Raw genomic sequence first — 23767 nt, forward strand, 5'->3', positions numbered from 1 at the left:
TGCCGGCGCTACCAGCGGTAATTGAAGCTGATGCTGATCCGTTCTTCCTTGGCCGTGCCGGCCGGCACTTCATGCCGCAGCCAGCTTTCCCACAATAGAATCGTGCCGTCGGTCGGCGTGACGTACACGAAGCTGCCGACGGTTCCCGGCGTTTCGCTGCGGCGGGGCGGGGCGGCCATCATCATCTGCAGGCGCGGATCCTCTATCTTCAAGCCGCCGGCACCCGGCGGCACGGTGATATAGATCGTGCCCGACACCGCCGAATGCGGATGCAGATGGCCGGAATGCGTGCCGCCGGGCTTCAAGACATTGACCCACAGGCTGTCGAGCTTCAGCTTGCGCCCGCCGAGTTCGAATCCGCAATCCTCGGCGAAGGCCGCGACGTGTCGGTTCAGCTTCTTGACCAGATCGGCAAAGGCCGGGTCGCGGTAAGGCAGATCGTCGAGCGAGGCGTAGGAAGTATAGCCGCGATAGCCATGCTCCTTGGACCAGGCGCGACCGGCCCGGTCGTCCTCCTTCAGCGTCAGGCACGAATGTTCGAGGTCGGCGAGCAGCGCATCGTCGCCGAGCTGGCCCTCGTAGAATTGCGTCGCGAAAAGCGCTCTGCTCGTCATGCTGCCAGCCTTGTTGCCACGTCGCTCATGAATCGTCCTTCGTTGCCGTCCGCCAGCCACGGCGCCTCGGCGGCCACCGCGCCCAGCAGGTCGGCGAGCGGATCCATCTCCGCTTTGGCATAATTGCCCAACACATAGCCATGGACCCGGTCCTTGTGGCCGGGATGCCCGATGCCCAGGCGCACGCGGCGGAAATCCGGCCCGAGATGCTGGTCGATCGAGCGCAGGCCGTTATGGCCGGCAGTGCCGCCGCCGGTCTTCACCTTCACCTTGAACGGCGCGAGATCGAGCTCGTCGTGGAACACGGTGAGGGCATCCACGCCCAATTTGTAGAAGCGCAGCGCTTCGCCGACGCTGCGACCGCTTTCGTTCATGAAGGTGGCGGGCTTCAGCAGCAGCACCTTCGCCGTGCCGACGCGGCCTTCCTGCGTCCAGCCCTGGAACTGTTTCTTGACGGGCGAGAACCCGTACAGGTCGGCGATCGTATCGGCGACCATGAAACCGACATTGTGCCGGTTGAGCGCATATTGCGTGCCGGGATTACCCAGGCCGACCCAAAGCTGCATGCAAATCTCCCTCTCCCCTCCGGGGAGTTTCGAGGGATGCGGGGGGGCGATCGTGCCCCCGGCACGATCTGAAAACCGCCGGGGGCAGTTTCCACCCCCGTATCTTCGAAACTGGCCGGGGAGAGGGGCAGCCACAAGCGTCGCCGCTCGGTACTCCCCTCTCCCAACCCTCTCCCCGATGGGGAGAGGGCTTAAGGCTTATTCGCCCTTGTCTTCGTCTTCGGCAGTGTCAGCATCGCCATCGGCGGCTTCAGCCTCTGCTTCGGCAGCGGCTTCGGCGTTCGACTCGGCCACTGCGGCATCCAGCTCTTCGTCCTCGACCGTCGGCACGGTCGGCGGCACGATCGTCGCTATGGTGAAGTCGCGGTCGGTGATCGCCGGCTCGACGCCCTGCGGCAGGGTGATGTTCGAGATGTGGATCGAATCGCCGATCTCACGACCCGCCAGCGAGATGCTGATCTCGCCCGGAATGGCCGACGCGTCGCAGACCAGTTCGATCTCGTGCATCACGACGTTCAGCACGCCGTTGCCGGTGGTCAGGCCGTTCGATTCTTCCTCGTCGGTGAACACGACCGGCACCGAGACGTGCACCGTGGTGTGCTCGCCGATGCGCAGGAAATCGACGTGGAGCGGGCGCTCGGTCACGACGTGGAACGATACGTCCTTCGGCAGCGTCAGCATCGGCGTGCCGCCGACATCGATCATCACCGTGGAATTCATGAAATGCCCGGTCATCAGGGCGCGCATCAGCGCCTTTTCCTCGAGATGGATCGAGACGGGTTCTTGCTTGTTGCCGTAGATTACGGCGGGTACGCGGCCTTCGCGACGCAGCGAACGGGAGGCTCCCTTGCCAACCTGTCCACGCGTCTCGGCTGCGAGCGTCAATTGTTCGCTCATGTCAGTGCTCCGAAATGCAGGGTCAAAATCGCGCCAAGCCTCCAGGGATGACCCTGACGCGAAGCGCGCGCCTATAGGGGAAAGGGGTGTGTCTGGCAATCCTTACTGCTCCCCTCCTGGAAGGGAGGGGCCGGGGGAGGGTCGCGTCGTAAGCTACGGCAAGTGCAATTTTCGTCGGAGCCGTGCCGCGTATATCGACCCATCCCCAACCCCTCCTTTTCAGGGAGGGGAGTCACTGAACGCGCTCGACCTTCAGCCCGCGTGCGCGCAGCATCGCGACCACCGAGTCGCGCCCGACCAGATGCCCCGCGCCGACCGCCACCAGCACGCGGCCCGGCGCCGCCATCCGCCGCGCGATCCAGCCCGACCAGCGCGCGTTGCGCCGTGTTAGTAGCACCGCGCGCACGATCGGCGCGCCGTGAAAACCGGGGTCGACGCTCGCCGCCAACCCTGCCGCATCGCCGCGGGTCCATGCCGCTAGCGTGGTGGCATAGCCTCCACTGTCCTGCACGGCGCGGGCCAGCATCACGCGCTGCGCCGCTTCCGGCAGCGCGGCGAACTGCCCGAGCTGCCAGGCCTGTGTCTCGAACGCCGCCCGCCGCCGCCCCGCGAAGCGCTGCGCCAACCCCGCTTCCACCCCGAATTCGGGGGAAGCGCCGGCCAATCGCATGGGGCCGGCGCCGATCGTCACTGCCGCGGCCCAACTCCGCATGCCGTCGAGCGTCGCGGCCGGAACGCCGGACGCCGCCACTGCCTTTTCCAGCGCGCCGCCCATCGTCCGCGGGAGTCGCGCGGCAAGCGGCGGCAAGCCGGGCACGGCGGCAGAGTCTTGAAACATCGCCGCCGCGTGGCGCGGATCGGCGGCGGGGATTTCCGTCACCAGCAGATCGGCGCCGTCGATCGCCCGCGTGACCGCGGGCGTTGCCCAGCGCACGCCGGGCGGCAGCGCATGGATTGTGCCCAGCAGCCAGATATCGGTATCGCCGTCGCGCACGTGCCACAGCGGCGGCCGCGCCTCGATCGTGCGCTGCCCGCACGCCGTCAGCAGCAGCGCGGCGAGTACTATCCGGCAGCGGATCAGTATTTGACCCGCTTGGCCTGCAATCGGCGGCGCTTGAGCTGCGCGATCACGCTGTCCCTGCCCGCCAGATGCCCGGCCCCGACCGCGACGAAGACGGTGCCCGGCTGCGCCATCCGCGCCGCCACCCAATCTGCCCAGCGCACGTTGCGTTCGGCGAGCAACACGCGGCCGATCTCCGGCGTCTCGCGCATGCCTTCGTTCAGCGTCTTGCCCAGCCGATCCGGCTTGCCCGCCGACCAATCTGCCACCATCGTCGCCAGCGTTTCGTTGACCTTGGGCAGTTCCTTGACCGTGCTTGCCAGGAACTTGATCTGCAGGTCTTCGGGCAGATTGTCGAAATAGCCGATCTGATGCTCCGCCGTCTCCAGCCCGGTGATCTGCTTGCCCGCCGCCTTGGCCGCCGCGGCCAGCACCGTCTCAGGGCCGTTGGTCACGTCATAACCCGAGCGCAGTACCGGGATCAGCGACAATTGCGTCGCCGCCAGCCACGGATCGGCGCGGTCGAGTGCGGCCGCGGGCAGGTCGAGCTTGGCCAGTGCCGCCAGATAGGGCGCTCGATCCGCCGCCGGCAGCTTCTCGGTCAGCGTCTTGCCCGCAGTGGTGAAGCCCGCCTTCATGATGATGCCCTGCATCGCCGCCGGTTCGGGCTGGACCATCTCCAGCACCAATTGCTGGCTGGAATCGAACGCGTTCTTGACCGCCTCGTCGAACCAGCTGAGCCCGGGCTTCAGCACATGGATCGTGCCGAACAGGTAGATTGTGGTGTCGGCATCCTTCACCACCCACAAAGCGGGATCGGCATCGACGGTGGCGACCGGCACCGACGCCGGGGTTTGCGCGGCTGGTGCCTGGGCGACCGATGCGCCGGCGGTGAGGCAACCGACCAGGCCGGCAAGGAACTTCAGGGATCGCAAGGTCGTATCTCCATTGCGGCAAGCATGCCGGCCCGGCGTAGATAGCGTCTAATCGCGGCCGGACCACTACGCATCCGTCCGCAGGTTGACCCTAAATGTCCGGTAGGCCAAAGCGCACCCCAGCTTTTCCGCATCTGCCAGAGGTATCTTCCTTGAGCCAACCGCTCAGTTTCCAGCGCATGATCCTCAAGCTCCATGACTATTGGAGCGAACGCGGCTGCCTGATCCTCCAGCCCTATGACATGGAAATGGGTGCCGGCACGTTCCACACTGCGACAACGCTGCGTGCATTGGGCCCTGAGCCGTGGAATGCCGCCTTCGTCCAGCCGTGCCGCCGCCCCACCGATGGCCGCTACGGCGAGAACCCCAACCGGCTGCAGCATTATTACCAGTATCAGGTGATCCTGAAGCCCAGCCCGTCCGACCTGCAGGAATTGTATCTCGGCAGCCTCGCCGCGATCGGCATCGATTTCACCAAGCATGACATCCGCTTTGTCGAGGACGATTGGGAAAGCCCCACGCTCGGCGCCTGGGGGCTGGGCTGGGAAGTGTGGTGCGACGGCATGGAAGTCACGCAGTTCACCTATTTCCAGCAGATGGGCGGCTTCGATTGCAAGCCGGTGGCGGGCGAACTGACCTACGGGCTGGAGCGGCTGGCGATGTATATTCAGGACAAGGACAGCGTGTACGATCTCGCGTTCAATGATGCGGGCGTCAGTTACGGCGACGTCTTCCTCGAGAATGAGAAGCAGATGTCGAAATGGAATTTCGAGATCGCCGACACCGATGCGTTGTTCGATCTGTTCCGCAAGCATGTCGCCGAATGCGAGAACTCGCTGGAGGCCAAGCTGCCGATCCCGGCATACGAGCAGGCGATCAAGGCCAGCCACGTGTTCAACCTGCTGCAGGCGCGCGGCGTGATCTCGGTCGCCGAACGCCAGGCCTATATGGGCCGCGTCCGCGATCTCGCGAAAGGCAGCTGCCAGGCCTGGATCGAAGGCAACACGCCCACCTGGCAAGCAAAGTATCCGGGGTGGACGGCATGACCGATTTCCTCCTCGAACTCCGTTCCGAAGAGACCCCCGCGCGCATGCAGGACAAGGCGCGCGAGGATCTCGCCCGCTTGTTCGCTGCCGAGCTGACCAAGGCCGGCCTGTCCGCGCCCGAACTCGTCACCTACGCCACGCCGCGCCGCCTGGTGCTGATCGCCCGCGATCTTCCCACGGAAACCGTCGCGGTCAGCGAAGAGACAAAGGGCCCCAAGACCAGCGCGCCACCGCAGGCGCTGGAAGGCTTTTTGCGCAAGACCGGCCTCACCCGCGATCAACTGGTCGAACGCGACGGCGTGCTGTTCGCCGTGATCGACAAGCCCGGCCGCGCCACCGCTGACGTGCTCGCGCAAGCCATCCCGGCGATCGTCCGCGCCTTCCCCTGGCCGAAATCGATGCGCTGGGGCAGCTCAAGCACCACCACCGAAAGCCCGAAATGGGTCCGCCCGCTGCAGGGCATCGTCGCCCTGCTCGGCGAGGAGATCGTGCCCTTTGAGATCGCCGGCGTGACCAGCGGCGCCGCGACGGTCGGCCATCGCTTCCATCATCCGGGCGTCATCACGATCGGCTCGGCATCCGATTATGCCGAGAAATTGCGCGCCTGCCACGTTATCGTCGATCACGAGGAACGCCGCCAGATCATCGCGCTCGGCGCGACGATGGCCGCGCGGAAGGCCGGGCTCGAACTGATCCAGGACGAGGGCCTGCTGATCGAGAATGCCGGCCTCACCGAATGGCCGGTGCCGCTGCTCGGCCGCTTCGACGAGGCGTTTCTCGATGTGCCGCCGGAAGTGATCCAGCTCACCGCGCGCGTGAACCAGAAGTATTTCGTCTGCCGTGATGCTGACGGCAAGTTGGCCAATGCGTTCGTCTGCACCGCCAATATCGATGCCGCAGACGGCGGGCAGAAGATCGTCGAGGGTAACCGCAAGGTGCTTGCCGCGCGGCTGTCGGACGCGAAGTTCTTCTACGAGACTGATCTCAGGGTGCCGCTCGACATGCAGGCCGAGAAGCTCGGGCAGATCGTGTTCCACGAAAAGCTTGGCACGCTTGCCGACAAAGTCGACCGCGTGGCGAAGCTGGCGAGATGGCTGGTGGAAGAGGGGATTATCCGTGCTCCTGCGAACGCAGGAGCCCAGGGTGATGTAGCGCTATCCGACCCTGGGCTCCTGCGTTCGCAGGAGCACTTGGCTGCGCAAGCCGAACACGCCGCCCGTCTCGCCAAGGCGGATCTCGTCACCGGCATGGTCGGCGAATTCCCTGAGCTGCAGGGCCTGATGGGCGGCTATTACGCGGCAGCGCAGGGCGAAGACCCCGCCGTCGCCGCCGCAATCCGCGATCATTACAAGCCGGTCGGGCAGGGCGACGACGTGCCGACCGATCCGGTCACGGTGGCGGTGTCGCTGGCGGACAAGCTGGATACTATCGTCAGTTTCTTCAGCATCGGCGAGAAACCTACTGGGTCGAAAGACCCATTCGCGTTACGTCGCGCCGCGCTGGGCATCATTGCTATCGTGAAGAGCAATAGGTGCAGGGTCGGAGTTGTGTTCGCCGCATTTCACGCAATCGCGCCTAGACTTATCGCTCAGCAAAGAGAGATTGATCGCGCTCCACTTCTGAGCGCCCTTCCAGCGATTACGGAGTTGGTTAGCAAAAGTACAGCTGAGCACTTCATGCGCGGCATTATCGCCGCGGTTGAGGACATGCCGGACCCACGCCAGCTCGACTTTAAGATGTTTGAGCCCGCGCTTCGAGCATCCGCCGAGGTGAGGGACTTTCTACTTGATCGCCTTGAGGTTTCTGAGCGTCAGGAGGGCGTAAGAGCCGACATCATTCGTGCAGCGCAAATTGTCGACGGGAATCGAGGAAAGGAGGACGATCTCGTCCGCCTGCTCGCCCGCGTCCACGCGCTGCAGGCGTTCGTCGGCACGCCCGATGGCGCGAACCTGCTCGCCGGGTACAAGCGTGCGGCGAATATTCTGAAGAAGGAAGGGGTTTCTTCCACCCCTCTCCCATTGGGAGAGGGGCAAGGCGCGCGAGCGCCGCGGGGTGAGGGCGACGGCGAAGCGTCACCCTCACCCGACCTCGCTGCGCTCGGCCACCCTCTCCCGGAGGGAGAGGGCATTAGCTACACCCCCGAACCAGCAGAAGCCGATCTCATCCGCGCACTCGATATGGCCGCCCCCCAGGCAGCATCCGCCGTCGAAGACGAAGACTTCGAAGGCGCGATGGCGGCGTTGGCCACGCTGCGCGCGCCGATCGATGCGTTCTTTGAAGCCGTGACCGTCAACGATCCCGAACCCGCCAAACGTACCGCGCGGCTCGCGCTGCTCGCGCGCGTGCGGGCCGCGGTGCACCAGGTCGCCGACTTTTCCAAGATCGAGGGTTGAGCGCCGTTCTTGGCCTGACCTTCGCCTGACCTTCCGCCTCCCCAGGCCCACGACACTCACAAGGGACTGAGCAATGACGCAGTACGTATATCGTTTCGGTGGCGGCGTTTCGGATGGTGGCAAGGGCGACCGCAACCTGCTCGGCGGTAAGGGCGCGAACCTGGCGGAAATGGCCTCGATCGGCCTGCCCGTGCCGCCGGGCTTCACCATCTCGACCGAATTCTGCGACGTCTACTACCAGGAGGGCCGCGCCTTCCCGCAAGGGCTGCGTGACGAAGTCGCCACCGGCATCGCGCATATCGAGGGCGTCACCGGCAAGAAGTTCGGCGACAATGCCGATCCGTTGCTCGTCTCGGTCCGCAGTGGCGCGCGCGCCTCGATGCCGGGCATGATGGATACCGTGCTCAATCTCGGCCTCAACGACCAGACCGTGCAGGGCCTGGCGGAAACCTCCGGCGACGCTCGCTTCGCGTGGGATAGCTATCGCCGCTTCATCCAGATGTATGCCGATGTCGTGCTCGAGCTCGATCACGCCGCGTTCGAGGATGCGCTGGAGATCGCCAAGGAAGATAACGACTATTATCTCGACACGGATCTCACCGCCGAGGACCTGCAGAAGCTCGTCGCCGAGTATAAGATCCTGGTCGAGCAGCAGTGGAACAAGCCGTTCCCGCAGGACGTGCACGATCAATTGTGGGGCGCGGTCGGCGCGGTGTTCGGTTCATGGCAGTCGGAGCGCGCGAAAGTCTATCGCCGACTCAACGACATTCCCGCCGCCTGGGGCACCGCGGTCAACATTCAGGCGATGGTGTTCGGCAATATGGGCGAGACCAGCGCCACCGGCGTCGCCTTCACCCGCGATCCCGCCAAGGGTGACCGCGCGTATTACGGCGAGTTCCTGATCAACGCGCAGGGCGAAGACGTCGTCGCCGGCATCCGCACCCCGCAATATCTGACGGTCGCGGCGCGCGAGGCAGCAGGCGCCAAGCCCGCCTCGATGGAAGAGGCGATGCCCGAAGTATATGGCGAGCTCGCCCGTGTGTTCGACCTGCTCGAGACGCATTACCGCGACATGCAGGACATCGAGTTCACCGTGCAGCAGGGCAAGCTGTGGATGCTGCAGACCCGCAGCGGCAAGCGCACCGCCAAGGCCGCGCTCAAGATCGCCGTCGACATGGCCGAGGAGGGCCTGATCACGCGCGAGGAAGCCGTCGCACGTGTCGACCCGCAGGCACTCGATCAACTGCTCCACCCGACGCTCGACCCGTCGGCCAAGCGCGACGTGCTCACCAAGGGCCTGCCGGCCTCGCCCGGCGCCGCCTCGGGCATGGCGGTGTTCGACAGCGACACCGCCGAGAAGCGCGCCGCCGCGGGTGAGAGCGTCATCCTGATCCGCACCGAAACCAGCCCTGAGGACATTCACGGCATGCACGCCGCCAAGGGCATCCTCACCGCACGCGGCGGCATGACCAGCCACGCCGCGGTTGTCGCGCGCGGCATGGGCCGTCCGTGCGTCTCGGGCGCCGGCACGATCTCGATCGACGCCAAGGCCGGCGTGATGCGCGTCGCCGGTCGGGAGATCCATGCCGGCGACATCGTCACGATCGACGGCTCGACCGGCGAAGTGATGGCCGGCGCGGTGCCGACGGTGCTGCCCGAACTGTCGGGCGATTTCGGCACGCTGATGGCCTGGGCTGACGGCGTCCGCCGCCTCAAGGTGCGCGCCAATGCCGAGACGCCGCTCGACGCCCGCGTCGCCCGCGAATTCGGCGCCGAGGGCATTGGCCTGTGCCGCACCGAGCACATGTTCTTCGATGCCGAGCGCATCACCAACGTGCGTCAGATGATCCTCGCCGAAGACGAAGCCGGCCGCCGCGTCGCGCTGGAGAAACTACTCCCCGAACAGCGCAGCGATTTCGTCGAGCTGTTCGAGGTGATGGCCGGCTTGCCCGTCACGATTCGCCTGCTCGATCCGCCGCTGCACGAATTCTTGCCGCACGAGGAAGCCGAATTCGCCGAAGTGGCGACGGCGGCAGGGGTTGACGTCGAGGTGTTGAAGCGCCGCGCGGCGGAGCTTCACGAGTTCAACCCGATGCTCGGCCATCGCGGCTGCCGCTTGGGCGTGACGTATCCCGAGATCTACGAGATGCAGGCTAGGGCGATCTTCGAGGCGGCGATCGAAGTGGCGGTAAAATCCGGCGCCGCGCCGATCCCCGAAGTGATGATCCCGCTGGTCGGCACGCGGCGTGAGCTGGAGCTGATGAAGCAGGTCGTCGACAAGGCGGCCGCGGCCGTGTTCGCGGATAAGGGCCGCGAGATCGAGTATCTCGTCGGCACGATGATCGAGCTGCCGCGCGCGTGCCTGATGGCCGGCGAGATCGCGGAGGTCGGGGCGTTCTTCAGCTTCGGCACCAACGATCTGACCCAGACCACCTTGGGCGTATCGCGCGACGACGCCGCCCGCTTCCTGACCGCCTATGTCGAGCGTGGCATCTACGCCAAGGACCCGTTCGTCAGCCTCGACGTCGAGGGTGTCGGGCAGTTGATCGAGCTGGCGGCGGAGCGGGGCAGGGCGTCGCGCCCTGGCATCAAGCTCGGCATCTGCGGCGAACATGGTGGCGATCCGGCCAGCATCGCGTTCTGCGAGAAGGTCGGGCTCGATTACGTGTCGGCCTCGCCTTACCGCGTGCCGATCGCTCGCCTGGCCGCGGCACAGGCCGCGTTGGCGAAGGCGTAGCCACCGCCTTGAGCACCACCCCGGCGTTCCCCGGGGTGGAAGCAGTGAGGAAGGTCAGCGCGGCGGAAAGCGCTCCGCATGCTCGGTGTCCCGTCCGGCCTGCAGCAATTCCGCCTGATCGCGCCATTGCTCGCGGGTGATGGTGCCCACCGGCAGCGACAGCCGCTGCTCCAGCGCCATCTCGTCGACTGCGGACATCTCGGTGATGTCCTGATATCGCGTGACGCCCAGTGCGAACAGGCTGGTCTTCAGCGCATGATCGATGCCCCTGATCCGCTCCAGATCCGCTGTATGGCCATTGCGGAACCAGCTTTTGGTCGCTGGCTCGGCTGCGGGAACGACATCGGGCGTATCGCGCGCCAGAGTCGGCGCGGGAAATGCCGGTACGGCGGCGGAAGCAGCGACCTTGTGCGTGCTTTCAGCGTGAGGCTCGCGGATCGGATGCTGAACCGCCGGGGTGGCGTCCGACACGGCAGGCGCCAACGACGGCGCGCTTTGGCTCGCCTGGTGATCGACCAAGGATGCGCGCTCGGTCGCGCTGTCCCGTAGCGTCGCATTCTCCCGCTCCAGTTCGGCGATGCGCCGGTTGGCGTCGCGCAGGCGGAGATCGGCGTCACGGCGGAACTGAGCGTAATTGTCGCTCTCGTCCTTGAAACGCTGCCGCCACTTGCGGCCGCCGGGATGCAGCCCAAGCCCGAGCAGCAGCCCGCCAAAGAACAGGATCACCAGAACGATCAGCTGGGAGAAGGTGGTGAACAGCATCGTTGCGAAGACCTTTGCCGAAATTACGCGCCGGGCAACCGGCTAGACCCCGATCCTGATCCTTTGTCGCAGCGGGATCAAGCGGGTTACATCCCCTTGAACGCGTCCGAGATCGAGCAAGCCGCCGGTCCGAGGATGACGACGAACAGCACCGGCAGGATGAACAGGATCAACGGCACGGTCATGATCGCTGGCAGGCGGGCGGCTTTTTCCTCGGCGCGCATCATGCGCTCGTTGCGGAACTCGCCGGACAGCACGCGCAATGCCGAGGCAAGCGGCGTGCCGTATTTCTCGGTCTGCACCATCGTCGTGACCACGCCTTTGACCGCATCCAGATTGACCCGCATGGCGAGATTTTCGAACGCCTGCCGCCGTTCGGACAGAAAGCCGAGTTCGATAGCGGTCAACGTGAACTCATCGCCCAGTTCGGGATAGGCGCGGCCGAGTTCGCGGGCGACGCGGTGGAAGGCGGCATCCACCGTGAGGCCAGCCTCGGCGCAGATCACCAGCAGGTCGAGCGCATCGGGCAAACCTTTGCGGATCGCGTGCGACCTTTTGGTGATCTTGTTCTTGAGAAAGATGTCGGGCGCTTTGTAGGACAGGATCAGCGTCCCGGCGACGATCGCGTAACGCTTTAGCGGCCCATAAGTGGGGAACATGTCGGTGCCGTAGACGAGGTAGATCGCCAGCGCTCCGAACACGATCGGCAGGACAAGGCGCCCGAAGATGACGGCGACGGCATATTCCTTGGACCGGATGCCTGCCTGCATCAGCTTAATCTGCGCGGCTTTGACCTGGCTGTCCTGCAGCACTTTCATGCCCGACAGCAGCGCCTTCATGCGATCGGTCGTCTCGTTCTTGGTGACGAGCTTCGCGCGGCGTTTGGTGGAGGCCGTAATGCCGGCCTTCAATTGCTCGCGTCGCTCGTTCAACGCCTTCACGCGCTTCGTCATCGGGTCGCGGACGGTCATTGCGGCGTAGACCGCCAGCAGTACCGCGAACGCAGCAACGCCGGCGAGCAACGTCGCCACCATGAAAACATCGACCCCTAAGATCGTCGGACCGGCCGTCTCGCCCATGATGTTCGTTGCGTTCCCTTGAGAGTTCGAAGATCGAAGGTCAGATTTCGAAATTGATCATCTTGGCCATGATGAAGGCGCCGATCGCCATCCAGCACATACCGCCCATGCCGGCGACCATCAGCCGCTGGTCGATGAAGAAGTTCTGCATGTATGTGCCGTTGATAAACCAGATCAGGCCGAATACGATAAAGGGCAGGGCTCCGATAATGTAGGCCGAGGCTTTGGACTCGGACGACATTGCCTTGATCTTCAGCTTCATTTGCCCGCGCATGCGCAGCACGTTGGCTAGATTGGCAAGTGTCTCGGCAAGGTTGCCACCGGTCTCGCGCTGGATCGCGATCGAGATGACGAAGAACTGGAATTCCGGTGTCCCCAGCCGGTCGGCAGTCTCCTGCAAGGCCGCGTCCATCGTGCGACCGATCTTCATCTTGTCGGTCACCATGCGGAATTCGTCGCCTACCGGCCCCGGCACCTCATTGCCGACCACGGCGATCGTCTCCGTGATCGGCAGGCCCGAGCGCAGACCGCGGACGAGCAATTCGATCGCGTCCGGCAGCTTGGCGGTGAACTTGGTCACGCGGCGGTTGATGAAGATGCTCACGCCCTTGTGCGGGATACCGGCGCCGAGCAGAAGCCCGACGAACAATGCGAGCACGAGCGGCAAGCCTTTGAGCACGAGCAGCACGCTGGCGACGACGGTAATGCCAAGCGAGGCCAAGGCGTATTGGCCGACGGTCCAGCTCTTGCCGGTCATGGCGAGGCGCTTCTTGAGCAATGCGGGCCGCGGCAGGAAGCGCATCGCGACGCCGTCCATCTTGTTGTCGCGCGAGGCCGAGATGCGGCGCATCATCTGCGCTTCGATGACGCCCTCGCCACTGCCACTGTGACGGGCACGAAGCGTGGTCAGGCGACGTGCCTGGGCGCGTCCTGCCGATGGCCCGGAAAAGGCAGCCAGGATCAGTCCCAAAAAGACAAGAACGCCTGCGGCAAGGATGATCAACGACATCAGGTCCATCGCACTACTTAGCGCTCCGCTTGGTTACGAAAGGGTCAATCGACCGTTTCGCAACCGGTTACTTCTTGGCCTTCGGCCGGATCGACTTGAAGGCGAACTTGCCCATCAGTGATCCGCCCTTAACAGCTGCAGGCGCGCTGCCGCGCTCGTCATCCGCTTGGTCGCCGCAGGTCATCAGCTTGCTCGACAAATCGCCGAGCGGTGCGACTGTTTTCGATCCCTTGCCTGCTTCGGCCATCGGCTTGCCGAGCTTGGCCGACTGCGCGGCGAGCTTCTGATCGAAGGGGATGAGGAAATCGATCCGGCGTTCGATCGAGCCCTCGAAATCGCGCCGTGTGATCTCCGTCAGGCCGGTCGCATGGATTCGGTTGGCAACGACGAAAACCTGCGTCTGCGGGGCGTTCGACTTCAGCCACGACAGGATTCGGATCGTGTCGCGGGCGGCGGCCAAGGTCAGCTCGGTCACCACGACCGCGATCTGGACGTCGGTGATCAATTGCGGGTGCTGCACCAGCATGCCGCGCGGCAAATCCACGATGGTGCATTCGAATGCCGCCCGCATCTCCTCCTGGAGTTGAACGAACGCTGCTCCATCGGTCAGAATCGGCGAATTGATCGGCGCTTCGGCCGACAGTACCGACAGGGTGTCGCTCGATCTTACCATGGCACGTTCGATGAACAGCCCGTCGATGCGGCTGGGATTCTCGATCGCGTCGGTCAGTCCGCGCCCGGGCTCCAGATCGAGCGCCAAGGCGCCGGTGCCGAAATGGACGTCGAGGTCGAGCAATGCCGTGGACCGCTTGCTGCGCTCGCTCAGGATCCACGCCACCGACGTCGCGACAGTCGAGGCACCGACGCCACCCCGCGCGCCGATGACGGCGGTCGAGCAATGCGCCTTTTCGACACCTGATTCGGTCATCTTGGGCGCGTTGAGCATGGCTTGTGCGTGAGTGAAGGCTTCGCGCAGCATATCGGGGCTGAGCGGCTTCAACAGGTAATCCTGGATGCCGCTGACGACCAGGTCGCGGTACAGGCGCACGTCGTTGACCTGCCCGGCGGCGATCACCACCGTGCCTGGTTCGCATACTTCGGCCAACGCGTTGATGTCGTTCAGCGGATCGCCGCTTTCCGACAGATCGACGAACAGGATCTGGGGCGATGCGGAGACCGACAGGGACTGGACCGCGTTGCGCAATCCGCCCTTGTTCACTTTCTCGGCGGCCCAGCCCATTTCGGTGACCACCGGGCGCAGCGCCTCCACCGTGGTCTCGTCGCAGACATAGGCGACGAACGGTTCACGGTGACTGGCGCCCTTGGCACTGAAGGGTGCGTTCATGGCTCAGTTGCTCCCCGTGTTGCTGCCGCTGGCGGCGGCGCCGCCCGAGCTGCCGGAGCCGCCCGAACCGCTGCCCGGCACGGCCTTGCGATAAACGTCGATCGCCTTCGTCGCCTGGGCGGGATCGGTGACATCCGCCCCCGGCTGGCCACGTACGAGATCGGTCGGATTGGCGACCATCGCTGCGATATTGCCGTTGATGGCGCATCCCTGGTTGGACGATGTGTTGCTCTCGAAGTCGGTACCCGCAAAGCGCGAGAAATCCGGGCAACCTGGCACCGTCGCCTTCATGCGGCTGACCACGACCCGCACGGTCCCGGGCGTGACCGGGCCTGCGGTGATCGGCACATCATCGGAGACGAGCAGGCCGTATCGTGCCGCCTGCTGCTGAATGTCGTCGTGAAGGCCGCTGCCGCCATAGGCGTTGGGATCATCCACGGCGATCTTGTCGCCGTAGCCGACCCGGATCGACTGCATCCACCCGGCCAGGCGCTGTGCCTCGCCTGGAGCGATGCCGTTGCCGCTCGTCGCCAGATCGAAGACGTAATCGGTGCGGGCGACAACGGGTTGGTGGACCGATTCAAGGCCGCGGTTTTCCGTGCCGGCACACGCCCCCAGCGACAATGCCGAGCCGAGGGCGGATGCGATCAGGATAGTACGCATGAACATGGATTTCTTCCTGGCTGCGGGCGTCAATTGAACGAGAAGCCGGGGGCGGGGGCCGCACCCTTCTTCTGCTTTGGCGGTGCCTTCTCCTCGCGGCGCACATCGGGCTTCGGTGCGGGCAGAGCGGGGGCGACGGCTCCGAAGGCGGGCGCGGCAGTACCGGATGGCGCCATGCTCGGCTTGGGACGGTCACCGCCGGTCGTTCCTCCACCGATCTTGCCGAGCAGGAGGCGTTCCAGATCGGTCGGCGCCTTATACCCGTCGGTGGGCAAGACGATCTCGTTCGCGTTGACCGGCTTCACCAGATATGGCGTCACGACGATCACCAATTCGGTTTCGCTGCGCCGGAAGCCGTTGGAGCGGAACAGTGCCCCCAGGATGGGCACGTCGCCCAAGCCCGGCGTCTTGTCGATGTTATTGTCATGGTTGTTCTGCAACAGACCCGCGGTCATGAAGCTCTGGCCGGAGCCTAGCTCGATCGTGGTTTCGGTACGCCGCGTGCTGATCCCCTGGATGACCGTGTTGCCCAGCGTGACGGCACCTTGTGCGGTCAACTGCGACACTTCGGCCCGCAGGCGCAGCGAAATGCGGCCGTCGGCGAGCACGGTGGGCGTGTAGGTCAGGCTGATGCCGTACGGCTTGTATTCGACCGAAACGGCACCTTGCCCCTGGCTGATCAGCACCGGAACCTCGCCACCGGCAAGAAAGTTGCCGGTCTCGCCCGACAATGCCGTGAGGTTCGGGGTGGCGAGTGTCGAGACCTGCCCGACGCTTTCGCCCAGATCGAGCGCGGCAAGGAAGTCGGTGCCCAGCGCACGGCCGGCCAAGCCGAGCGTGGAGCGGAAGGAGCCGTCGGTCACCGTCGATGTCTTGGCGCCAGTGGTCGGGTTGTAGGTGATCGTTCCCGCCGAGCCGGAATTGGACCGGAAGAGCGTGCCTCGACCGGGGCCGTCGCTCGTCGTCAGCCGCACACCGACATTCTTGAAGAAACTATGGCTCACCTCGGCAAACTTGACCTGCAGGTTGACCTGCAACGGCGTCGCGGTGCGCAGCCGGCTGAGCACCTTCGTCGAATCGCCGACAAAGGCCTGGACGAGCCGTTCCGCCTCGGCGCCGTCCGCTGGGGACGCGGTGGTGCCGGTCAGCAGGATCAGGCCGTTCATCGACGTCGCCGTGATCTGCGATTCGGGCATGGCCAGGTTGAGCATCCCCTGGATGGAGTCGAAATTGTTGCCGACGCGAACGGTCGCGGAATACACCACGGCACCTGTCTTGCTGGTCGCCGAGATCGTCGTCTCGCCCTGCGCCTTGCCAAAGATGTAGAGCTGCGTCGGCGAGCGAACCTGCACGTCGGCGATCGCATCGCTGGCCACGAACACGTCGCTCATCGGACGTTCGAGGTTGATCAGGCGTCCGCGGCCCGTGTTGATCTGCAGCACCGGCGCGCTCGCCATGACCGGTATGCGGGTCTGCGCGCGCAGCGGAACGGCGAAGTCCACCATTGTCGCGGTCATCATCACGGCGGCCAGCGGCCAGCCCATCGCTTGACTGGTACGCATCAGTTCTTTCCCCCGACCGCTACTTGGGTCACCGTATTACCGCGTGCCACGCGCACTACCGGTCCAGCCGCCACCGGCGGCGGCGCTCCGGGATATGCCGGGCCCGTCACCATCGGCGCAGCGGGCGCCGAAGTCTGTGCTTCGGCCGGCTTGCCGGGCACGCTGCGGCGCTGGAAGCGCGATACGTCGGCGCCCACCGCATAGGTGTTGTTACCCGTCACCGGTTGCGCGGCGAGGCGCGCCATCATGGCTTTTTCGGCCTTCGGATCATCGGTCTCGGGCACCTTGATGTCGCCGTTGGCGATGGCCTGTTCGAGTTCCGTATTGTTGTCCGCAATCGAGCGTAGCGACAGCGATAGAGTGCCAAGCGTCTGCGCCACGGCAATCTGCTCGGCGATCTTCGGCGTTGCCTCGATCGTTACGTTGGAGAAGCCACGCACCTGGGTCTTACCGTCTTCGCCGACCGTGTTGTCGGTGCGCTGATCGGTCGCCAGTACGCGCAGGTTGCGCATGATGGTCTCCGAAGTTTTTAGCGCCGGACCATCGCCGCCGCCCGGAACTTCCTGTGTCAGGATCAGGTCGATGCGGTCGCCTGGGAAGACGAAGCCGGCGACGCCCGCCTGCGCCGAGATCGGGATCGTCACCGCACGCATGCCGGCACCCAGTGCCGCGGCCAGGAACCCGCGATCGCCGGGTTTGACCAGCGCGCCCTGTGTAATCGGCTGACCGGCAGTGATCGCGCTGCGCACCACCGTGCCTTGCAGCGCTTGCACGTTGGTGTCCGCCTTGATGTAATAAGCGCCCTGCACCAGCTCCTTTGGCCACGGCTGGAACTTCAGCGCAGTGGCATCCAGGATCGTGCCGACGGGCAGTGCCCGGGTTGCGACCAGCACTTCGGGGCCGTCGATCGGCGCGGCCACGGCCGCTCCCGCGACAGGCGCAGGGCTGCCCGAAATCAGGCTGCGCGCCATGAACGCGGTGATTGCCGCGACAAGCAACGCGCCGATCAGCAATACGATCTTACGGGTATCCATGACGCTTTCGAACCTCTCGGACGCGAATCGGTTGATCCGCGGTTAATCATTCACATAAAATGGTTAAGTATCGGTTGGCGGATCGCCACGAGGGCTGCGATCGCAATCGCCACGCCGTACGGGATCTCGATTTCGCCTTTCCTGCCGACGTGCCGATGCTCGACCAGCATCACCATCGTCAGGACGCCGCCGACCAGCGACATGATGATCAGCATCCATGCCAGCACGTCGAATTTCAGGCACCAAAGTGCCAGCGCGCCGATCATCTTGACGTCGCCGCCGCCCATCCAACCGAAGTTGAAGGCAACACAGAACAAGCCGAACACGACCAGCGCGATGCCGATCTGCGCGGCGATGTCGGGCCACAATCCCAGGCCGTTCGCCCACCACCACAAGGGGGCGAGCAGGGCGATGGCAGCATTCTTCCAATTGGCGATCTCACGCGTGCGTGCGTCTTCGATTCCCGCCGAAACGAGAAGCAGCGCGAGCACGCCCAATAACCAGATCGTCGGATTCCCCCAGCCCATCCGGAATTGTCTAGACGGTATGGCTTTCCAAAAAGTAACGATGACCCATGGGCTTAGCAAAACCGTATCGGCGTGCCATTCCCGAGGACGCGCGTATCACCTCATGGCGAGCGCCGGACGGCTGGAAATTGCGCCGGTTCGACTGGCCGGTGGCGCGGGCATGCCGCGGCAGCATAATGTTCCAGGGCGGTCGCGGCGATGTGTTCGAGAAGTATCTCGAGGCGTTCGGCCATTGGCATGATCGAGGCTGGCACGTGACCTCGCTCGATTGGCGCGGGCAGGGGGGCTCGGGCCGGCTGCTGAGCGATCCTCATATCGGCCATATCGACGATTTCGCCACCTACATCGCCGATCTGGCCGCGTTCTGGCGCGATTGGGCGGCCGAGGTTCCCGGGCCGCATGTCCTGATGGGCCATTCGATGGGCGGGCATTTGGCATTGCGCGCCTTGGTGGAAGGCGCAGTGAGAGCCGATGCGGCGGTGTTGATCGCGCCGATGCTCGGGCTGCACAGCCCCATCGGTGCCGGTTTGAGCGAGCGGCTGGCCAAGATAATGGGCGCGATCGGCGATCCGGCGCGCCCGGCCTGGAAAGGGAATGAGCGTCCCGCAACCACGACGACGCGCGAAGCGTTGCTGACGCACGATCACAGTCGCTACGAGGATGAACTTTACTGGCAGCAGACCCAACCGGAACTGCGGATGGGGCCGCCGAGCTGGCAATGGCTGATCCGCGCGTTCGAATCGACCCGGGTGCTGAATGGGGACCGGCGGCTGCAGGCCATGGCGGTCCCGACGCTGCTGATCGTGGCCGAGGCCGACAAGCTGGTCAGCCCGGCCGCCGCATTGCAGGTGGCGGCCAAGCTGCCGGACGCGAGCGTGGTCCGCTTCGGGGCCGAATCGGCGCATGAAATCTTGCGCGAGGCCGATACGGTGCGCGACCGGGCGTTGCACGAGATCGACGGTTTCCTGACGTCCCGCCTGAAGGGCGGCTGACGCGTGGCGAGATACGACATTGCGATCATCGGTGCGGGGATCGCGGGCGCTAGCCTAGCCGCTGCGATCGGGGATCGCGCGCGTGTCGTGCTGCTGGAGGGGGAGGATGCGGCCGGCTATCATGCCACCGGCCGATCGGCGGCATTCTGGTCGGAAAGCTATGGCGGGCCCGGCGTGCAGCCACTCACCACCGCGTCGGGGCCAGCACTTCGCGCAGGCGGGTTCCTCGCGCCGCTGGGCTCGCTGCATATCGGGCGCGCGGATGATGCTGCCGCCATCGACGCTTTCCTCGCCACGTTCGCCGACACTGCGGTCGAGCTGACGCCCGTCGATCCGGCGCGCTTCGTTCCCGGACTGCGGCCCGATTGGTCGCTGGGCGTCATGGAGGCGAGTTGCGCCTATATTGATGTCGCCGCGCTGCATGCCGATTGCCTCGCGCGTGCCCGGCGGTCGGGTGCCACGCTGGTGACCGGCGCGCCGTTGCTGTCGGCGACGCCCGGCTGGCGGCTGGAGACGGGCGCCGGCCACTTCGATGCGACGATCCTCGTCAACGCCGCAGGTGCCTGGGCGGACCGGGTGGCCCAGATCGCCGGCATCGCGTCGCTCGGCATCCAGGCGTATCGCCGTACGATGGTGCAGTTGCGCACCGATCCGCCGGCGGACGCCGGCTTGCCGCACGTTGCCGACATATCGGGCGAATTCTATTTCAAGCCGGAGCCCGGCGGCCGATTATGGCTCAGCCCGCATGACGAGACCCCGGTCGATCCTCACGACGTGCAGCCCGAAGAACTGGATGTCGCGATCGCGATCGACCGTTTCGAACATGTCGTGGACTGGCGTGTCGCGGCGGTCGAGCGGCGCTGGGCAGGGTTGCGCAGCTTCGCGCCCGATCGCCTGCCGGTCTACGGGTTCGAGCCCGGGCGCGGTGATTTCTTCTGGTGCGCCGGGCAGGGCGGCTTCGGCATCCAGACCGCGCCCGCGGCGGCCGCTCTGGCCGCGGCGTTGCTGCTCGGCGCGCCGCCGACGGATCTCGTAGGTGATATCGACGCCATGATGTACGCGCCGGGCCGGTTCAGGTTCTAAATCCTCCGGGTTTCGGCAGTGGTGAGGGGGCTCTCCGCACACGCATCGTTGCTTAGCCGGCCCACCCCCTCCGTCAGCCTGCGGCTGCCACCTCCCGGTAACGGGGAGGGTTTAGCTGCGTCCGGCCTTCATCGCGGCATCGCTGGCCAGCTTATCGACGCGTTCGTTGTCGGGGTGGCCGGCATGGCCCTTGACCCACACCCACTCGATGCGGTGCGGCTTCGCCGCATCCAGCAGTGCCTGCCATAGATCGGCATTCTTCACCGGCTGCTTGGCGGCGGTCTTCCAGCCGTTCTTCTGCCAGCCTTTGATCCACTTGGTCAGGCCATCCATCACGTAGCGGCTGTCGGTCGACAGCGTCACGCGGCACGGGCGCTTCAGCGCGTTCAGCCCCTCGATCGCGGCGGTCAGTTCCATGCGGTTGTTGGTGGTCAGCTTCTCGCCGCCGGAAAGCTCCTTCTCCGCGGTGGACGAGCGCACCAGCGCGCCCCAGCCACCGGGTCCCGGATTGCCCTTGCAAGCGCCGTCGGTGGCGATCTCCACCTTGGTCATTTCAGTCGTGTCGGTCATGCGAAGATGCTGTCGCCTTGTTCGATATAGGTGTCGAGCCGGCGCAGATAGGCCAAGGGATCCTTGCGTGTCACCAACGCATCGGACGGCGTGTTGAGCCAGTCCCAGGCGCGCGTCAGCAGGAAGCGGATGCACGCGCCCTGCGCCAGGATCGGCAGCGCGGCGCGCTCCTCTGGCGAGAGGCCGTGCGCGGCATCATAGCCGGCGATCACGCCGCGGCCGACGTCAGCGGCGAGTGGCAGGCCACCGGCATCGAACGCCCAGGCCGTGTGCATCACGGCGAGGTCGTAGGCGCGGATATCGGTGCAGGCGAAGTAGAAGTCGATCAGCCCGGTCACCCGGTCGCCAAGCATCAGCACGTTGTCGGGGAACAGATCGGCATGGATCGTGGCGACGGGCAGGGCGCGCGGCCAGTGTGCCTCGATCGTATCGAGCGCTGTCGAGATGCGATCGAACAGGCCGGTCCGGATCTCGTCCATCGCGCGGCCGCATTGATCGAGCAGCGGGCGCCAGTCGTCGATGCCGAGCGTGTTGGCGCGCGCCATCGCGAAATCGGCAAGGCCGACATGCATCGCGCCCATCGCCTTGCCGGCCGACAGCGCCTGCGTGGCGGTGGGATTGGACAGCGACACGCCGGGCAGGAATTTGATCAGGCACGCCGATCGGCCTTCGAGGTGCTGGATCGCCACGCCGTCGCGATCCTTGATTGCCGGCGGCACCGGGCTGCCGCGCGCTTCTAGGTGATCGAGCATGGCGAAGAAGAACGGCAGGTCGCCGGTCTCGACGCGCTTTTCGTACAGCGTAAGGATGAAGCGGCCGGTGGTCGTATCGACGAGATAATTGCTGTTCTCGACTCCCTCAGCGATTCCTTTGGCGGAGATCAGGTCGCCGGCATCGTAGCGCGCCAGGAAGGTGCCGAGCGCTTCGGCGGAGACGTGGGTGTAGACGGCCATTTCAGCGTAAAGTGCTGCGCAAGGCGCGCGTTCCAAAATCACTGGTAGTCACCCCGGACTTGGTCCGGCGGCCACCGTGCCGCAAAGCGTGCGCTGAAATTTCCATCGTCATCCCTTGCCCGGCAGTGGACCCCGGAACAAGTCCGGGGTGACGATGGGTGGAGGGGCTGACCTCAGGCAGCCGCTTCCAGCCCGCGCGGCAGCTTGAACGAGATCGTCTCGCGGTTGGTCTCGACCTCGCGTTCGTTGATCGTGAAATGCTCGCCCAGCCGCGCGACCAACTCGCGCACCAGCACTTCCGGCGCCGAGGCGCCCGCGGTGATCCCCAGCGTGCCGACCCCGGCCAGAAACGCCAGATCAAGGTCCGCTGCGCGCTGGATCAGCCGTGCCGGCGTGCCTTCGCGCTCGGCCACCTCCACCAGCCGCACCGAGTTGGACGAATTGGGCGCGCCGATCACCAGCATCGCATCGCACATCGCGGCGATCGCCTTGACCGCATTCTGGCGGTTGGAGGTGGCGTAGCAGATGTCGTCGGGCCGCGGTGCCTGGATCGCGGCGAAGCGCCGCTGCAGCGTGGTGACCACGTCCCTGGTGTCGTCCACCGACAATGTAGTCTGCGTCAGGAACGCGATATTGGTCAGGTCCTGCGGCATGAACGTCTCGGCATCGGCAACCGTTTCGATCAGCGTCATCGCCCCCGGGGGCACCTGGCCGAACGTGCCGATCACCTCGGGATGCCCGGCATGGCCGATAAAGACGATGTGCTTGCCTTGCGCCACCAGCCGTTCGGCCTGGCGATGCACCTTGGAGACGAGCGGGCAGGTCGCGTCGAGATAGGTCAGGCCGCGATCCTCGGCATTGGCCGGGACGGATTTCGGCACGCCGTGCGCCGAGAATACCACTGGCACGCCCTCGGGCACTTGGTCCAGTTCCTCGACGAACACCGCGCCTTGGCCCTTCAGCGTATCGACGACATATTTGTTGTGCACGATCTCGTGGCGCACATAGACAGGTGCGCCATGTTTCTCGATCGCCAGTTCGACGATGCGGATCGCGCGATCGACCCCCGCGCAAAAGCCGCGCGGAGCGGCGATGAGCAATTCAAGCGCCGGTTTCTGCAACATGGTCATGGGTGTGATCCCTACGCCATTGCTTGCGCGCAGGAAAGCCGGTTCCTATGGTGCCGCATCATCGTGGCGGAGCCGGTACGGCACCCGCCTTTCTCTATTTCAAGGTGCGCATGCCCGTGACAGCCCGCAACACTCTTGCCCCCATCATGCTCGCGCTCGCCCTGGCCGGGTGCGCCGGCAAGGGCCAGATCGACGTCACCGAAGGCGTCGGCATCACCGCCGTGCGTTCCGCTTGCCCGACGGTGGGCATTCCCGCATCGACCGGCGACATCACCTTGTTCGATCCGCCCGCCAGCCGCGATGCCGCCGCGATCGACGTGACGGCACTGATGACCAACGTGCGATCGACCTGCACCGAATCCGGCAACGACATCGTCACCGCGGTCACCTTCGACGTGCGCGCCAACCGGATGCGCGGCGCGGCGGCGCGCGACGTGACGATTCCCTATTTCATCACCGTGGTGCGCGGCGGCACGGCCGTGGTGGCCAAGCGCATCGGTCGGGTCGCCGTCCATTTCGACGCGGGCCAGACGCGCAGCCAGACGAGCGGCCAGGCAAGCACCGTGGTCGCGCGTAGCGCCGCGACCTTGCCCGACGACGTGCGTCAGAAGCTGACCGCCAAGCGCAAGGCAGGCGACAGCACGGCGGCGATCGATCCGCTGAGCGCGCCCGATGTGCGCCAGGCCGTGCTGCGCGCCAGTTTCGAGGCTTTGGTCGGTTTCCAGCTGACCGACGAGCAGCTGAAATACAACGCCACCCGCTAAGTCCGCGTTGACTCGTTTGCCGTGGCGCGTCACATCGGTCGCGTCG

At 65.4% G+C, this 23767-nt stretch carries 22 protein-coding genes; 6 read left to right on the forward strand and 16 right to left on the reverse strand.

The genetic code is table 11. The features are described from left to right. Window positions 1-8: 8 nt before the first annotated feature. From NV382_RS17315 to NV382_RS17335, 5 genes are all read right to left on the reverse strand, one after another. Window positions 9-614 carry a TIGR02466 family protein gene (locus NV382_RS17315; protein WP_260597985.1) on the reverse strand — a complete coding sequence of 202 codons (606 nt, stop codon included), beginning with the start codon at window positions 612-614 and terminating at the stop codon, window positions 9-11. Continuing rightward, window positions 611-1180 carry an aminoacyl-tRNA hydrolase gene (gene pth / locus NV382_RS17320; RefSeq protein ID WP_260597987.1) on the reverse strand — a complete coding sequence of 190 codons (570 nt, stop codon included), beginning with the start codon at window positions 1178-1180 and terminating at the stop codon, window positions 611-613. The genes NV382_RS17315 and pth overlap by 4 nt, the downstream gene beginning before the upstream one ends. Before the next feature lie 198 nt (window positions 1181-1378). Then, window positions 1379-2077, reverse strand: a complete 699-nt coding sequence (locus NV382_RS17325) for a 50S ribosomal protein L25/general stress protein Ctc (RefSeq protein ID WP_260597988.1) — start codon at window positions 2075-2077, stop codon at window positions 1379-1381. A 232-nt stretch (window positions 2078-2309) separates the two neighbouring features. Beyond that, entirely contained in the window at window positions 2310-3071 is a 762-nt protein-coding gene (locus NV382_RS17330) for a TraB/GumN family protein (RefSeq protein WP_260597989.1), read from the reverse strand. Window positions 3072-3154: 83 nt separating this feature from the next. Then, window positions 3155-4072 carry a TraB/GumN family protein gene (locus tag NV382_RS17335; RefSeq protein ID WP_260597991.1) on the reverse strand — a complete coding sequence of 306 codons (918 nt, stop codon included), beginning with the start codon at window positions 4070-4072 and terminating at the stop codon, window positions 3155-3157. Between the two features lie 179 nt (window positions 4073-4251). Between NV382_RS17335 and NV382_RS17340 the strand changes: the two genes are divergently transcribed. The 3 genes from NV382_RS17340 to ppdK all read left to right on the forward strand — a co-directional run bounded on the left by NV382_RS17340 (window position 4252) and on the right by ppdK (window position 10248). Continuing rightward, window positions 4252-5118 (forward strand): glycine--tRNA ligase subunit alpha, encoded by an 867-nt coding sequence (locus tag NV382_RS17340; RefSeq protein ID WP_260600462.1) that lies wholly within the window; start codon window positions 4252-4254, stop codon window positions 5116-5118. After that, window positions 5115-7511, forward strand: a complete 2397-nt coding sequence (glyS, locus tag NV382_RS17345; protein ID WP_260597992.1) for a glycine--tRNA ligase subunit beta — start codon at window positions 5115-5117, stop codon at window positions 7509-7511. Before NV382_RS17340 ends, glyS begins: the two co-directional genes overlap by 4 nt. Window positions 7512-7584: 73 nt before the next feature. Next, on the forward strand, window positions 7585-10248 hold the full coding sequence (gene ppdK, locus NV382_RS17350) for a pyruvate, phosphate dikinase (protein WP_260597994.1): 2664 nt from the start codon (window positions 7585-7587) through the stop codon (window positions 10246-10248). Between the two features lie 54 nt (window positions 10249-10302). Here the strand turns inward: ppdK and NV382_RS17355 are convergent, their stop codons facing one another. The 8 genes from NV382_RS17355 to NV382_RS17390 form a co-directional block, all read right to left on the reverse strand. After that, window positions 10303-11010, reverse strand: a complete 708-nt coding sequence (locus NV382_RS17355) for a hypothetical protein (protein WP_260597995.1) — start codon at window positions 11008-11010, stop codon at window positions 10303-10305. 86 nt (window positions 11011-11096) lie between these two features. Further along, entirely contained in the window at window positions 11097-12089 is a 993-nt protein-coding gene (locus tag NV382_RS17360) for a type II secretion system F family protein (protein WP_260597997.1), read from the reverse strand. A 40-nt stretch (window positions 12090-12129) separates the two neighbouring features. After that, window positions 12130-13107 carry a type II secretion system F family protein gene (locus tag NV382_RS17365; RefSeq protein WP_260597998.1) on the reverse strand — a complete coding sequence of 326 codons (978 nt, stop codon included), beginning with the start codon at window positions 13105-13107 and terminating at the stop codon, window positions 12130-12132. 58 nt (window positions 13108-13165) lie between these two features. Next, window positions 13166-14443, reverse strand: coding sequence for a CpaE/TadZ family protein (locus tag NV382_RS17370; RefSeq protein ID WP_260597999.1), 1278 nt, complete (start codon window positions 14441-14443; stop codon window positions 13166-13168). Window positions 14444-14446: 3 nt separating this feature from the next. After that, a complete protein-coding gene (locus NV382_RS17375; RefSeq protein WP_260598000.1) occupies window positions 14447-15112 on the reverse strand; it encodes a CpaD family pilus assembly protein in 666 nt (221 codons plus the stop codon). 23 nt (window positions 15113-15135) lie between these two features. Further along, on the reverse strand, window positions 15136-16668 hold the full coding sequence (locus NV382_RS17380) for a type II and III secretion system protein family protein (RefSeq protein ID WP_260598001.1): 1533 nt from the start codon (window positions 16666-16668) through the stop codon (window positions 15136-15138). Beyond that, window positions 16668-17702 (reverse strand): Flp pilus assembly protein CpaB, encoded by a 1035-nt coding sequence (cpaB, locus tag NV382_RS17385; RefSeq protein WP_260598002.1) that lies wholly within the window; start codon window positions 17700-17702, stop codon window positions 16668-16670. Before cpaB ends, NV382_RS17380 begins: the two co-directional genes overlap by 1 nt. 50 nt (window positions 17703-17752) lie before the next feature. Then, complete coding sequence (locus NV382_RS17390; protein WP_260598003.1) at window positions 17753-18229, reverse strand: A24 family peptidase; 477 nt, start codon at window positions 18227-18229, stop codon at window positions 17753-17755. Window positions 18230-18276: 47 nt separating this feature from the next. Here NV382_RS17390 and NV382_RS17395 point away from each other — a divergent pair, with 47 nt between their 5' ends. Together NV382_RS17395 and NV382_RS17400 are read left to right on the forward strand one after the other, a co-directional pair. Then, complete coding sequence (locus NV382_RS17395) at window positions 18277-19221, forward strand: alpha/beta fold hydrolase (protein ID WP_260598004.1); 945 nt, start codon at window positions 18277-18279, stop codon at window positions 19219-19221. A 3-nt stretch (window positions 19222-19224) separates the two neighbouring features. Next, a complete protein-coding gene (locus NV382_RS17400) occupies window positions 19225-20304 on the forward strand; it encodes an NAD(P)/FAD-dependent oxidoreductase (protein WP_260598005.1) in 1080 nt (359 codons plus the stop codon). 111 nt (window positions 20305-20415) lie between these two features. Here NV382_RS17400 and rnhA read toward each other — a convergent pair whose 3' ends face one another. The 3 genes from rnhA to ispH form a co-directional block, all read right to left on the reverse strand. After that, window positions 20416-20874: a ribonuclease HI gene (gene rnhA, locus NV382_RS17405; protein WP_260598006.1), complete on the reverse strand. Its 459-nt coding sequence runs from the start codon at window positions 20872-20874 to the stop codon at window positions 20416-20418. Beyond that, window positions 20871-21827, reverse strand: a complete 957-nt coding sequence (thrB, locus tag NV382_RS17410; RefSeq protein ID WP_260598007.1) for a homoserine kinase — start codon at window positions 21825-21827, stop codon at window positions 20871-20873. The genes rnhA and thrB overlap by 4 nt, the downstream gene beginning before the upstream one ends. Window positions 21828-22000: 173 nt before the next feature. Then, window positions 22001-22957 carry a 4-hydroxy-3-methylbut-2-enyl diphosphate reductase gene (ispH, locus tag NV382_RS17415; RefSeq protein WP_418066706.1) on the reverse strand — a complete coding sequence of 319 codons (957 nt, stop codon included), beginning with the start codon at window positions 22955-22957 and terminating at the stop codon, window positions 22001-22003. 110 nt (window positions 22958-23067) lie between these two features. Here ispH and NV382_RS17420 point away from each other — a divergent pair, with 110 nt between their 5' ends. Then, entirely contained in the window at window positions 23068-23721 is a 654-nt protein-coding gene (locus NV382_RS17420; protein ID WP_260600464.1) for a hypothetical protein, read from the forward strand. Window positions 23722-23767: the final 46 nt, after the last annotated feature.

Source organism: Sphingomonas endolithica (genome assembly GCF_025231525.1).
In the GTDB taxonomy this organism is placed as follows: Bacteria; Pseudomonadota; Alphaproteobacteria; order Sphingomonadales; family Sphingomonadaceae; genus Sphingomonas; species Sphingomonas endolithica.